Below are 12,742 nucleotides of genomic sequence, written 5' to 3'. Positions count from 1 at the left end.
CTTATATCTGATTTGCTAATCCATTGACAAAACCATTCGTGCGGTTTTTATTGGGTCCAGCTTTCCCGCGCAGGGCGGGGAGCGTGCGACGGAAGGCTGATGGAGTGTTCTTATCGGCAGGGAGAGCTACGGCCGTGCTGAGCGGCCTCGTGCACCGGCGGGACGAGGGACAGGTGCTCGTCACGGGTGTCGAACGACGAGGGGGAGGCCGCTTCCGCGTCCCGGCGCGCTGGCCGGGTGGTCACCGCTTCTGTGGCCCGTCCGCCGACGGAGGGTCTGACCCGCAACTCGTCTGCGAGACGATGCGGCAGGCCGGAATACTCGTGGGGCACGTCGGTTACGGCATCCCCCAGGACCACAGCTTCGTGATGAACGAACTCAGCCATGCGGTCGACTGGGGAGAGCTGACCCCGACGGATTCCGGGACCAGGCTGACCGTCGACGTGGAGTGCCGCGACGTGCTCCGGCGGGGGCGCACCGTGCTGGGCATCAAGGGCACCATGCTGCTCCACCGGGACGACCGGCAGGTCGGATCGGGGACGTTCGCCTACCGATGCATCTCCCCGGCGGTCTACGAGCGGCTGCGCGGCCGGGCGCGCTCCTCCCAGGACCCGGCGCTGTCCGCTCTGCCCGCCGCCCTGGACGCGTATGCGGTGGGACGCGTGCGCGGCCGGGACGTCGTGCTCGCCGCCGGCGGCCTGCCCGGCACGTTCCTGCTGCGTGCCGACCGTGACCACCCGGTCCTCTACGACCACCCGCTGGACCACGTTCCGGGCATGGCGGTCATCGAGGGCATGCGCCAGGCGGCGCGGTTCGCCAGCGGTCTGCGCGGGGCGCAGAACCCGCGGATCGAGGCGGAGTTCGCGCACTACGTGGAGCATGACGCGCCCTGCTTCATCACCACCGGTGCGGTGCGCGAGCGTTCCGGGGGCCTCCTCGACGTTCCCGTGCACGTGCGGCAGCGCGAACAGGAAGTCGCCCGCGGTCTGATCTCCTTGCGCCCGCTGCCCGGCGTACCGGTGCGGCGCCCCTGCCCGACCGCGGCCGAGCACCGCGCACCGGTACGCCGCCGCCACGCGTCCGTCGTCCTAGGGAGGCACTGATGGCGGATCGTGACGGAGTGCTCGCGGGCAAGGTCGTCATGATCACGGGCGCCTCCAGCGGCATCGGAGCCACGGCCGCCCGCGTGTTCAGCGCCGAGGGGGCATCGGTGGTGCTCATGGCACGCCGGGAGGGACTGCTCGACGAACTGGCGCACGAGATCACCGCCGCGGACGGGACGGCCCTCGCCGTCGCCGGTGACGTCACCTCCGCGCGGGATGTGCGACGGGTGGTCGACGCGGCGGTGGACGCCTGCGGACGGCTCGACGGGGCGTTCAACAACGCCGGTTCGGGAAGCCCCCGCACTCCGCTGCACCTGACGGACGACGCCGAGTACGACCGTGTCTTCGACGTCAATGTGCGGGGGGTGTGGAACTGCCTGCGCGAGCAGATCCCGGCGATGATCAGCAGCGCGGGCGGGGGCGCGGTCGTCAACTCCTCCAGTACGGCCGGTCTGGTCAGCCACCATCTGCCCGGCGCGCCGTACATCGCCGCCAAGCACGCCGTGATCGGACTGACCAAGGCGGCCGCGGACCAGTACGGTGACCGGGGCGTCCGGGTCAACGCGCTCGCCATAGGCGCCACGCGCACCGAGTTGCTGCAGACGGCGCTCGACCGGTACGAAGGCCTGGAGGACCGACTGGCCGCCGAATCCATGGTGCGTCGTATCGCGGAGCCGTACGAGGTGGCGAGGGCCGCGGCCTGGCTCCTCGGTGACGGCTCGTCGTTCATCACCGGCGCGACGGTGCCGGTCGACGGAGGGGTGACCGCGCTGTGAGCGGCGCAGAGCCCACACGGGAGGCGCGATGATCCTGATCACCGGAGCGACCGGCACGGTGGGCCGGCGCACCACGCGGATCCTGCTCCGGGAAGGGCACCGGGTGCGGCTGCTGGTCCGCGACGCGTCCCGGCTGCCGGAGCCCGGCACCACCGCGGAGGTCGCCGTCGGCGACTTCGACGACGAGGCCTCACTGTCCCGGGCCATGACCGGGGTCCGGGCGGTGCTGGTCGTGACCGGCGATCCCACCCGCCCCGAGCAGGACGTGCACATGGTGCGGGCCGCGCGGCGAGCGGACGTACGCCACCTGGTCAAACTCTCCGCGCTGGCCGTGACCGACGGCCAGGCGCAGGACCTGGTGACCCGCTGGCAGCGGACCGCCGAGGACTGCGTCCGTGCATCCGGCCTGGACTGGACCCTGTTGCGGCCCCGCGCGTTCATGACCAACACGCTGTCCTGGGCCCCCGACGTCAAGGCCACGGGCACGGTACGGCACTGGCCGGGTGACGCTCCGTCGGCGAGTGTCGATCCGGCGGACGTGGCAGCGGTCGCGGCCCGGGCGCTCACGGAGCCCGGCCATGCCGGACAGGCCTACGCCCTGACGGGGCCCGAGGCACTGACGGCCCGGGAGCAGACGCGGATCCTCGCCCGTGCCGTCGGACGTCCGCTGCTCTTCGTCGAGCGCTCGCGGGAGGAGACGAGCCGGTCACTGCACCGGAGATTCGGGGCACCGGTGGCACAGGCTCTGCTGGAGAGCGCCGAGCGCCAGCTGAGCGGAGCCAAGTGCCAGGTGGAGGACACCGTGGAACGGATCCTGGGCCGGACGGCGAGCGACTACGCCGCCTGGGCCGACCGGCACGCGGGCGCCTTCCGCTGAGAACCAGGGCGGCACCACCGGCCTCGCAACCGGTGGCGCCGCTCCTGGATCTTCGGGCCGACCCGGCGAAGGCCCGTGCCGGGACGCCCGGAAGTCCTCGCAGCGGCGCTCCTTGGGCTTTCGCGCGGTGCGACGAGCCGGGGGCACCTCCCGGCCGAAGGCTGGGGGCGCGTGCCGGGCGTCTCGACGCCGCGGAAATCCGTCAGAAGGGCCCTAGCGAGCGTGTCGTGACGCCCTCCAGGTGGGCCGCGAACACCTCGCGGGCGTCCGGGGTCAGGGTGCGCAGGGCCACCAGAGCCGTGATCGCCACGTCGCACAGCTCCGCCTGGACGTCCTCCCAGCCGTGCGTCGTGCCCTTGCGCGGGTTCTGGCCCATCGTGCCGATCACCGCCTGTGCGACCTCGCCGACCTCCTCCGACAGCTTCAGCACACGCAGCAGCAGACCGTCCGCACCCTCGTGCGTCCGGTTCGCGTCGAGCCACGCGTGCAGGCGGGTGATGGAATCCCAGACGTCCGCGGACGTGCCCTGCTCACTCATACACCACAGCCTGCCATGCGGGCTTTCGCGCGGTGCGGCGAGCGGGGGCACCTCCCGGCCGAAGGCTGCGGGCGCGTGCCGGGCGTCGTGACGCCACGGAGATCCGTCACAAGCGCCCTACTCCTCGAAGAGCGCCTCCTGCTGCCCCACCGTCATCCTCCGCACATGCTGGTTCCGCGCCCCCACCACCAGGGCGGTGACCACCCCCGTCGCCGCGAACGCCACCGGGACCATCCAGCCACGGTTCACGGCGTGGCCGAACAGCGCGTCCAGGGAGAGCCGGCCGGGACCCGTGATCGCCAGGCCCGCCGCCGTGAGGCCGAGGATCGCCGCGTACTCGTAGCCGCCGCTCTGGGCGAAGAACCCGTTCGGCAGGTGCACCGCCGCCGCCCCCGCCATCACGCCGACCGTCGCGGCGCCCGCCGCCGGTGTGGCGAGGCCCAGCACCAGCAGCGTGCCGCCGCCCGCCTCCGCGAGCCCGGCCGCCATCGCGCTCGCCTTCCCCGGCCGGTAGCCCACGGTCTCCATGAACCGCCCGGTCCCCTCGATCCCGCCCCCGCCGAACCAGCCGAACAGCTTCTGCGCACCGTGCGCGGCCAGCACCCCGCCGGTGCCGAGGCGGAGCAGCAGCAGTCCCACGTCGCGTCGGTCGATGCAACAGGTCACGGTCACTCCCGGGGCACACGGCGGGAACGGTTCCCTCCGCGTTCCCACCGTCCCATCGTCCGCACCCGTCCGGCCTGTTCACGGCGCCGTTCGGGTGGCGGGTCCCCGGGGCCGGTGTGACTCTGACAGGCATGACGATTCAGACAGCCAAGCTCCGGGACCCGGCCGTCCGGGCCTTCGTCACCGCCGTGAACACCCATGACCGCGAGGGCTTCATGACGCTCCTCGCCCCGGGCGCGACCATGTCGGACGACGGCTCCGACCGTGACCTCGCCGACTGGATCGACCGGGAGATCTTCTCCTCGAACGGCCACATGGACGTCGACAACGAGTCCAACGGCGGCCGCTCCCTCGTCGCCCGGTACCGCAACGACACCTGGGGGGAGATGCGCACCCGGTGGACGTTCACCGTCGACGACGACGGCAGGATCTCCCGCTTCGAGACCGGCCAGGCCTGAGGGCCCGGCGGGCGGGATCGCTACACGGGCGGGTCCGCGTCATGCGCTCTCTGCAGCCGTCTTCGACGCCTTTTGCGGCACGGTTGCAACCCCGTCATGACCGTGCCTCTGCCAAGCGGCGGAGGAGGGCCGTCACCGGCGCTGACATGTGGGCAGCCGCTCCGCGATCCGATGCGCACCCCGCGGTCCCACGCGAGGCCCACCCCCTGCCGGACCGCGGAACGGCTGCCGCCTCCCCCGGGTATGGTCTGCGGATATCTCGTGCTCGAACTGTGAAGCTCCGGTGGAGGCGTGTTGAGCATAAGCCCGCCATGAGCCGGAATGGTTCGGACGGTCACATTCCGCTTGTAGAAGTTGAGGTGTGGACGACGCATCGGACCCGTCAGCCGCGGCCCACGTAGGGCATCGTCGTCGCCAGCACCGTCACGAACTGCACGTTCGCCTCCAGCGGCAGCTCTGCCATGTGCCGTACGGTGCGCGCCACATCGGCCACATCCATCACGGGTTCGACCGCCAGTTCGCCATTCGCCTGCAGGACCCCGTTCTGCATGCGCGCGGTCATGTCGGTCGCCGCGTTGCCGATGTCGATCTGCCCGACCGCGATGCGGTACGGACGCCCGTCCAGGGACAGCGACTTGGTCAGGCCGGTCAGCGCGTGCTTGGTCGCCGTGTACGCCACCGAGTGCGGGCGGGGCGTGTGCGCCGAGATCGAGCCGTTGTTGATGATCCGGCCGCCCTGCGGATCCTGTTCCTTCATCTGCCGGTACGCCGCCTGCGCGCACAGGAACGCTCCGTTGAGGTTGGTGTCCACCACATGCCGCCAGGCGTCGTAGGGGAGGTTCTCGACCGGAACCCCGCCGGAGCCGAACGTACCGGCGTTGTTGAACAGGAGGTCGAGCCGCCCGAACCGCTCGTGTACGGCATCGAACAGGTCTTCCACGTCATCCGGTCGTGAGACGTCGGTGCGTACGGCCAGTGCGGTGCCCTCGGGTGCGAGCGCGGCGGTCTCCTCCAGCGTCCCGGTGCGCCGCCCCGCGAGCGCCACGGACCAGCCCGCGCGCAGCAGCTCCACCGCGACCGCGCGGCCGATCCCGGAGCCCGCGCCGGTCACCATGGCGGTCTTTGAGTGCCTGTCAGTCATGGACCCGCAGCGTAAGGGGGGTGATCCGTCATGCGGAATACGGTGTCCGCCATACGGTTGTCTCAGACGGTCGCGAGGTCCGGTTCCACGGCCTCTCCGGGGTAGCGGACCCCGATACGCTCCCGTATCGCGTCGAGTGTGCGCATCACCGCCAGGGTGCCGTCGAGCGGGACGAGCGGGGACTCGGTCTCGCCGGCCCTGAGGGCGCGCATGACCTCGTTGGCCTCGTGTCTGAGGCTGGTGCGCGGACCGTCGGCGGGGTCGGCGCGGTACTCCTCGGGATCGCGGCCGTCGCGGTGCAGCACGAAGTGGTCCGGGAAGAAGAAGCCGTCCGGGACGTCGATGCGGCCCCGGGAGCCGGTGACGGAGGCGCGGACGGGGGTGCCGCCGTGGATGGAGCAGTGCACCGACGCCAGGGCCCCGCTCTCCCAGGAGAGCAGCGCTCCGGTCTGGAGATCGACGCCCTCGCCCGAGAGCACCGCCTTCGCCACGAGATCCAACGGTTCCCCGAGCAGCAACTGCGCGAACGACACCGGATACACGCCCAGGTCCAGCAGTGCCCCGCCGCCCAGCGCCGGATTGCGCAACCGGTGCGAGGGCGGGAAGGGGCCGGCGAGCCCGAAGTCGGCCTGCACACTGCGCACCTCGCCGATCGCGCCGTCGTCCACCAGCGCCTTCAGCCGTCTGACCAGCGGATGGCAGTACATCCACATGGCCTCCATCAGGAAGAGGCCGCGCTCCCGCGCCAGCGCGACCAGTTCCCCGGCCTCCCGCGCGTTCAGCGTGAACGCCTTCTCGCACAGCACGTTCCGCCCGGCCGCCAGGCACAGCCCGGCCGCGGCCCGGTGCGCCGAGTGCGGAGTGGCGACGTAGACCACGTCGACGTCCTCGTCCCCGGCGAGGGCGTCCCACTCCCCGTACGCCCGCGGTATCCCGAACCGTTCCGCGAACGCCCGCGCCGACTCCTCGCTCCGCGAGGCCACCGCCACGATTTCGGCGTCCGGCAGGTCGACGAGATCGGCCGCGAACGCCGCGGCGATCCCCCCGGTCGCCAGGATCCCCCACCGCACCCGTCCGTCAGCCGTCCCCACCATGTCCGCCCCTCGGTACCCCGACCCGGTCACCAGTACGAGCTGAGAGCATAGGCGGCGGACCGAACGAGCAGGGAGGGGCACATGCCCGAGCGTGGCCGCACCACGCAGGACCAGAAGGAACCGGAGGACCTCATACCCGAAACACCCGGAATACCTGGGACGCGCTCGACACCTGGGACGCGCTCGACATCCGGGACGCTCTCGACCTCCGGGACGCCCTCGAAACCGGGGACGCCCTCGACACCGGGGACGCCCTCGACACCGGGGACGCCCTCGACACCGGGGACGCTCGGGGCAGCCGCACCCCTCGCACAGGGCGCCGCCGCCCGCCGTACCGGTCTTCTCGTCACCTTCATCCTCGGCGGCCTCACCGCCACGCCCCCGCTGGCCATGGACATGTACCTCCCGTCCCTGCCGGAGGTCACCGCGTCCCTGCACGCGCCCGCCGCGACGGTGCAGCTCACCCTCACCGGCTGTCTCGCGGGCATGGCTCTCGGCCAACTGCTGGTCGGCCCGATGAGCGACAGGTGGGGACGCCGGCGCCCGCTGCTCGTGGGCCTCGTCGGCTATGTCGTAGCCACCGCGCTGTGCGCCTTCGCACCCTCTGTGGAGTCGCTCGTCGCCTTCCGGCTGGTGCAGGGACTCGCGGGCGCGGCCGGGATCGTGATCGCACGCGCCGTCGTCCGCGATCTTCACGACGGCATGGCCATGGCCCGGTTCTTCTCCACCCTCATGCTCATCTCGGGAGTGGCGCCGGTCGTCGCGCCACTGATCGGCGGCCAGATCCTGCGCGTCACCGACTGGCGGGGCGTCTTCGTCGTCCTCACGGCCGTCGGTATCGCGCTCACGGCGCTCGTGTGGGTGAAGCTGCCGGAGACGCTTCCGCTGGCCGAGCGCCACGGCGGAGGAGTGGGCGCTGCCCTGCGCTCCATGCGGACGCTGCTGGCCGACCGCGTCTTCACCGGGTACACGATCGCGGGCGGCTTCGCCTTCGCGGCACTGTTCGCGTACATCGCCGCGTCTCCCTACGTCGTCCAGGAGGTCTACGGCGCCTCCCCGCAGACCTTCAGCCTGCTGTTCGGCCTCAACTCGGTGGGCCTGGTGGCCGCCGGGCAGTTCAACGGCAAGGTCCTGGTGGGCCGCGTCAGCCTCGACACCGTGCTGGCGGTCGGCCTCACGGTCGTCACGCTCGCCGCCGGCGCGCTGCTGCTGATGTGCACGGGCGTCCTCGGCGAGGTGGGTCTCGCGCCCGTCGCCGCCGCCCTGTTCGTCCTCATGTCGGCGATGGGCATCACGCTGCCCAACACCCAGGCGCTGGCCCTGATGCGCACCCGCCACCACGCCGGGTCCGCGTCCGCGCTGCTCGGCACCTGCTCCTTCCTCATCGGCGCCGTCGCCTCGCCGCTCGTCGGGATAGCCGGTGAGCACACCGCCGTCCCGATGGCGGTCGTCCAAATGGCGGCCGCACTGGTCGCCGTGGCCTGCTTCATGGCACTGTGCCGTCCCTGGAACAGACGCGCGGGCGTGCGGGGCGGGGGTCCCCCCTGCTCCAGTGCGCCCGAGAACTTGGGGGAGGAGAGCTGAGCGCGCCGAGACTGCGCATCGACACCCCGGAGAAGGCCGGGCTCGATCCGGAGGAACTGCGTCTTCTCGTACGCGAGATCCGCGAGGCCGTCAGCGGAGAGCGCCCCTGGGCGGCCGGTGCCGTGGTGGTCGCCGGGCGCGGCCCGGTGATCGCCGTCGAGGCGGCGGCGGGCTGGGCGGTACGGTACGCGGCGTACGACGCGGAGGCGGACCGAGGGGTGGAACTGCCGCCCGCGGCGCGGGTGCCGATGACCGTGGACACGCCCTTCGACCTGGCCTCGCTCACCAAGCTGTTCACGGCGGTCGCCGCGGTGCAGCAACTGGAGCGCGGCACGCTCGGCATCGACGCGCGCGTGGGGGCCTATCTGCCGGACTTCCACGCGGCGGCGGAAGGCGGCATCACCGTACGGCAGTTGCTCACCCACACCTCCGGACTGCGGCCCGAACTCGCGCTGTACGACTGCGCGTCGGACGAGGCACGGCTGGCGCTGCTGCGGGCGGAGGCTCCGGCGGAGGCGCCCGGCACGTACTGCTACTCGGACCTGAACATGCTGCTCCTGCAGTACGTCCTGGAACGCATCACCGGACGGTCGCTGGACGTGCTCGTCCGCGACGGGATCAGCCGGCCGCTCGGGATGGCGGCGACGGGGTTCGGACCGAACCCGGGCGCGGCGGCGACGGAGGACCAGCGGCGGCCCTGGGCCAAGGCGGACCGGGGGATGCTGCGGGGTGTGGTCCACGACGAGAACGCGTGGGCGCTCGGTGGGGTGGCCGGTCACGCGGGCCTCTTCTCCACGGCGCGGGACCTCGCGGTCTTCTGCCGGGCGCTGCTGGCCGGGGGCTCGTACGGGCCCGCGCGCATCCTGGGCCCTGACTTCGTCGAACTGATGCTCGCCCCGCCCGGGCTGGGCTTCGCCGTCGACCAGCCGTGGTTCATGGGCGGGCTGTCGGGGCGGGGAGCGGCGGGCCACACGGGCTTCACGGGCACGTCGCTGGTCCTGGACCCGGCGACGGACACGTTCCTGATCCTCCTGGCGAACACGGTCCACCCCCGCCGCCGCGCCCCGGACAACCGCCCGAGAGTGAGAGCGGCCGACCGACTGGCACGGGCGGTACGGGGAAGGGCTGCGCGCGCGCCCTCCCCGTGAATGGTGGTCTCGTTGGTGAGCGCTGCTCACGCCGGCCGGCCGCCGCCTAGAATCGCCACGTGAACGCCCCCGTCTCCCCAGCCGACACCCTCCGTGCCGCCCTCTCCGGGCTGCTCGACGGGCTGCCCCCCAGGCAGGCCGCCCAGGCCGTGGACCGGCTGATCGCCAACTACCGGGGGCGGACCCCGACCGACGCCCCGGTGCTGCGGGACCGCTCCGACGTGGTGGCCTACGCCGCGTACCGGATGCCGGCGACGTTCGAGGCGCTGTGTGCGGCGCTGGACGCGTTCGCGGATGCGGTGCCCGGCTGGACCCCGGCGAGCCATGTGGACGTCGGCGGCGGGACCGGCGCGGCGACCTGGGCCGTCAGCGCCACCTGGGAGGGCCCACGCCCGGTGACCGTGCTCGACTGGGCCGAACCCGCACTCGCGCTGGGCCGGGAGATCGCCGCCGCCAACCCGGCGCTGAAGGCCGCCGAGTGGCACCGCTCCCGTATCGGATCGGCGCTCACCATCGAGAGCACGGATCTCGTCACCGTCTCGTACGTCCTCGGCGAACTGACCGAGGCCGGCCGCGCCGCCGTCGTGGACGCAGCGGCCGCCGCCGCCCAGGCCGTCGTGATCGTCGAACCGGGCACCCCGGACGGCTACGCCCGCGTCATCGAGGCCCGCGACCGCCTGATCGGCGCCGGCTTCCGCATCGCGGCCCCCTGCCCGCACAGCGCCGCCTGCCCCATCGTCCCCGGTGAGGACTGGTGCCACTTCTCCGCCCGGGTCAGCCGTTCCTCGCTGCACCGGCAGGTCAAGGGCGGGTCGCTGGCGTACGAGGACGAGAAGTTCAGCTATGTGGCCGCGGCGCGCTTCCCGGTCGCGCCCGCCGCCTCCCGGGTCGTGCGCAAACCGCAGATCCGCAAGGGCCAGGTGCTCCTCGACCTGTGCGGCCCGGACGAGTCCCTGCACCGCGACACGGTGACCAAACGGCACGGGCCGCTCTACCGGGCCGCCCGCGACGCGCACTGGGGCGACGCCTGGCCGCCGCCCGACACGGACCAGGACCAGACGCGCGCCTGAGCCGGCTCCGGCCGGCGCCCCGCGCCCTGGTCACCGGGGGCCTCGTCAACCCGCGGCTCGGCGCGGCGCTCCTCGCCCACCTGCTCGAACCTCCTCCTGCCACCGCTCACCCCGCTCACCCGGCGCCGGCCGCGGCGCACCGGCCCGCCGGCCCGTCCGCACACGGACATCCTCGTCGACCACGCCCTTCCGGGGGCTGACGCGCCGCTGACCCTTCCGGTCGGACATACCGTATGAAATCCTGTAATGACTCCTGATGTTGATCCCCGGTCGGCATCGCCCCGGCCACCCCGGATGCGGGCTCCGGCCACCCGAGGCGCAGGATGGTGGGACCATAGGGCATGCTGTCCGGCACCACAGCAGCGAGGCGAGGGGATAGATGAGCGCAGAGTTCGGCCGCCGCGCGCGCGGGCAGGGCAGGATCTCCCAGTGGCTGCGCGGACGTCGTCCCGCCCGTCTCAAGGATGACGCCGGCGACGGCGGCCGTGAGGCGATGCTGCTGGCTGCCGCCGCCGCCGGGCTGCCGCTCGCGCCCGCCGCGCATCCCGTCGGCTACCGCTGCTCCTGCGACCGCGTGGGCTGTCCCACGCCCGCCCGTCATCCGGTCTCCTTCGCCTGGCAGACGCAGTCCACCACGGACCCGGCGCAGATCGAGCGCTGGTCCCGCAACCAGCCGCAGGCGAACTTCATCACCGCGACCGGGATGGTGCACGACGTGCTGGACGTCCCGCGCGACGCCGGTGAGGAGGCCCTGCGGCGGCTGCTCGCCTCCGGTGTCGAGGTGGGCCCGGTCGCCATGACCGGGGACGGCCGCATGCTGTTCTTCACGCTGACGCGCGGTACGCCCGAGGACGAGGACGAGTGGTGGCCCTGCGAGCTGGACTGCCACCCGGAGACGATGGACGAGCATCCCGGGCTGCGCTGGCACTGCCGGGGCTCCTACGTGCTGGTCCCGCCCGCGCAGCTGCCGGGTGACCTGGCCGTCGCCTGGGTACGGGGCCCGGAACACCCGCTGCCGGATCCGCTCAGCCTGCTGGAGTCGCTGACCGACGCGTGCGCCCGGTACGTCGGGGACGAGCCCGAACTCGCAGGCTGGCCCCACCGGCGCTGACCCCGACGGCCGCCCAGGGCCCTAGTCCCCCTTCGCCCCGGTCAGCCCCTCCACCCGGCTCAGGAACTTCACCTGGCCCTTCGCCGGGTCCAGCACCGCCTGGTTGGAGACGAACTCCAGCGTCAGGGACTGCTTGACCTCGCCGGTCAGCAGGGCCTTGATGTTCGGGTCGGTGACGTCGATGTTCACGCCCTTCGCGACCGTCTGCCGCTCGTAGCGGTGCGTGGCGAAGAACACCAGCGCGCCGCCGTCGGCGGTGCGCAGCCCCACCGGAGCGTAGCCGCCGCCCGTCAGCGGCTCGTCGATGTACTGCCGCGCAAGGCCCGGCCTGCTCGCGTTCTTCAGGCGGGCGTTCCGCCACTGGGAGGTGTGCGGCCCGGGCGCGAAGGTGTCCCCGCCGCTCTTCAGATACGTGACGTAGGCCGGACCGAGGCCGCGCGGCGGCACGGCGAGCGCGGCGTCGTCCGCGGTGACGGGCTCCGCCCAGCCGTTCTCGTCCTTCTTGAACGTGGGGACGTCGCCGGCCGCGAGGATCGTCAGATACGACACCGCCCACACCCTGCCCGGGTCGGAGCGGGTGAACAGGAGGAGCCAATGGGCGTCCGCGCTGCCCTTGTTGGCGCGGGTGTCGGCGAGGAACCAGCGCGGCCAGCCCGCCTTCTCGGGGATGGTGAACTTCGCGTTCGTCAGCGTCAGCGGGACATGACTGGGGTTGCCACCCGGGTTGTTCTTGTGGCCCGCCTCCAGCTTGCCGCCGTCGATGTCGGCGAGCGCGCCGGTGACCCGGTCCGCGTCCAGGGAGCGGTCGTACGCCTTGTCCGCCTTGTTGTAGGCGGCGGTGAAGTCCTTCAGCGCGCGGGCGGCCTCGGCCCGAGTCGCCGTCGGCACGATCTCCCGTTCGCCGTGCACCACGACGCAGCCGCTCGCCGTCATGGACAGAACGGTCGCCGCCGCCGTTGCCAGGGCGAACCGGCCCACGTCACGCCGCGTTCGAGGGCTGCGATCCCCGCGATCCCTGCTCATCAGTGACCTTCACCTTCCCCTTCCCGGAGGCGAACCCTACCGGGACGAGGAACTGCGCGAGTGCGGGGACCAGGTACAGAGCCCACACCGTGATCTGAAGGACCGTCGGGACGGGCTGGAAGTTGAACACGCCCTTGAGGACCCGGGACCCAG

General features: G+C 72.4%; 13 protein-coding genes and 1 pseudogene. 8 read left to right on the top strand and 6 right to left on the bottom strand.

The features are described 5' to 3' along the window. Window positions 1–134: 134 nt before the first annotated feature. The 3 genes from ASC56_RS03880 to ASC56_RS03870 are packed head-to-tail and all read left to right on the top strand — an operon-like array spanning window position 135 to window position 2,756. A complete protein-coding gene (locus tag ASC56_RS03880; protein ID WP_055489762.1) occupies window positions 135–1,103 on the top strand; it encodes a ScbA/BarX family gamma-butyrolactone biosynthesis protein in 969 nt (322 codons plus the stop codon). Further along, complete coding sequence (locus ASC56_RS03875) at window positions 1,103–1,879, top strand: SDR family NAD(P)-dependent oxidoreductase (RefSeq protein WP_234376839.1); 777 nt, start codon at window positions 1,103–1,105, stop codon at window positions 1,877–1,879. Before ASC56_RS03880 ends, ASC56_RS03875 begins: the two co-directional genes overlap by 1 nt. 28 nt (window positions 1,880–1,907) lie before the next feature. After that, window positions 1,908–2,756: an NAD(P)H-binding protein gene (locus ASC56_RS03870; RefSeq protein WP_055489761.1), complete on the top strand. Its 849-nt coding sequence runs from the start codon at window positions 1,908–1,910 to the stop codon at window positions 2,754–2,756. A gap of 202 nt (window positions 2,757–2,958) precedes the next feature. On the opposite strand, the gene ASC56_RS03865 is transcribed toward ASC56_RS03870, so the two are convergent. Beyond that, on the bottom strand, window positions 2,959–3,294 hold the full coding sequence (locus ASC56_RS03865; protein ID WP_055489760.1) for a MazG-like family protein: 336 nt from the start codon (window positions 3,292–3,294) through the stop codon (window positions 2,959–2,961). 117 nt (window positions 3,295–3,411) lie between these two features. Beyond that, the gene (locus ASC56_RS03860) at window positions 3,412–3,960 is read right to left on the bottom strand and encodes a DoxX family protein (protein WP_055490149.1); all 549 of its coding nucleotides are present in this window, start codon (window positions 3,958–3,960) and stop codon (window positions 3,412–3,414) included. A gap of 131 nt (window positions 3,961–4,091) precedes the next feature. Here ASC56_RS03860 and ASC56_RS03855 point away from each other — a divergent pair, with 131 nt between their 5' ends. Further along, window positions 4,092–4,418, top strand: a complete 327-nt coding sequence (locus ASC56_RS03855) for a hypothetical protein (RefSeq protein WP_055489759.1) — start codon at window positions 4,092–4,094, stop codon at window positions 4,416–4,418. Window positions 4,419–4,800: 382 nt separating this feature from the next. Here ASC56_RS03855 and ASC56_RS03850 read toward each other — a convergent pair whose 3' ends face one another. Both ASC56_RS03850 and ASC56_RS03845 read right to left on the bottom strand, forming a co-directional pair. Next, window positions 4,801–5,559 (bottom strand): SDR family oxidoreductase, encoded by a 759-nt coding sequence (locus ASC56_RS03850; RefSeq protein ID WP_055489758.1) that lies wholly within the window; start codon window positions 5,557–5,559, stop codon window positions 4,801–4,803. 62 nt (window positions 5,560–5,621) lie between these two features. Next, entirely contained in the window at window positions 5,622–6,653 is a 1,032-nt protein-coding gene (locus ASC56_RS03845) for a Gfo/Idh/MocA family protein (protein ID WP_055489757.1), read from the bottom strand. 81 nt (window positions 6,654–6,734) lie between these two features. On the opposite strand from ASC56_RS03845, the gene ASC56_RS03840 reads away from it, so the two are divergent. The 4 genes from ASC56_RS03840 to ASC56_RS03825 all read left to right on the top strand — a co-directional run bounded on the left by ASC56_RS03840 (window position 6,735) and on the right by ASC56_RS03825 (window position 11,566). Further along, complete coding sequence (locus tag ASC56_RS03840; RefSeq protein WP_055489756.1) at window positions 6,735–8,237, top strand: multidrug effflux MFS transporter; 1,503 nt, start codon at window positions 6,735–6,737, stop codon at window positions 8,235–8,237. Further along, window positions 8,198–9,385: a serine hydrolase gene (locus tag ASC56_RS03835; protein ID WP_055490148.1), complete on the top strand. Its 1,188-nt coding sequence runs from the start codon at window positions 8,198–8,200 to the stop codon at window positions 9,383–9,385. The genes ASC56_RS03840 and ASC56_RS03835 overlap by 40 nt, the downstream gene beginning before the upstream one ends. A 59-nt stretch (window positions 9,386–9,444) precedes the next feature. Continuing rightward, the gene (locus ASC56_RS03830; RefSeq protein ID WP_055489755.1) at window positions 9,445–10,455 is read left to right on the top strand and encodes a small ribosomal subunit Rsm22 family protein; all 1,011 of its coding nucleotides are present in this window, start codon (window positions 9,445–9,447) and stop codon (window positions 10,453–10,455) included. Window positions 10,456–10,834: 379 nt separating this feature from the next. Continuing rightward, window positions 10,835–11,566 carry a bifunctional DNA primase/polymerase gene (locus ASC56_RS03825; protein ID WP_055489754.1) on the top strand — a complete coding sequence of 244 codons (732 nt, stop codon included), beginning with the start codon at window positions 10,835–10,837 and terminating at the stop codon, window positions 11,564–11,566. Window positions 11,567–11,587: 21 nt separating this feature from the next. Here ASC56_RS03825 and ASC56_RS03820 read toward each other — a convergent pair whose 3' ends face one another. Beyond that, window positions 11,588–12,589 carry a hypothetical protein gene (locus tag ASC56_RS03820; RefSeq protein ID WP_055489753.1) on the bottom strand — a complete coding sequence of 334 codons (1,002 nt, stop codon included), beginning with the start codon at window positions 12,587–12,589 and terminating at the stop codon, window positions 11,588–11,590. After that, window positions 12,546–12,731: pseudogene (locus tag ASC56_RS41625) on the bottom strand (iron transporter); the annotation flags it as partial. The gene ASC56_RS03820 and the pseudogene ASC56_RS41625, both read right to left, overlap by 44 nt. Window positions 12,732–12,742: the final 11 nt, after the last annotated feature.

This window comes from Streptomyces sp. TP-A0356 (genome assembly GCF_001417775.1).
GTDB lineage: Bacteria > Actinomycetota > Actinomycetes > Streptomycetales > Streptomycetaceae > Streptomyces.
The sequence above is the reverse complement of the archived record's forward strand: the minus strand, read 5'-3'. Positions and strand labels throughout refer to the sequence as shown.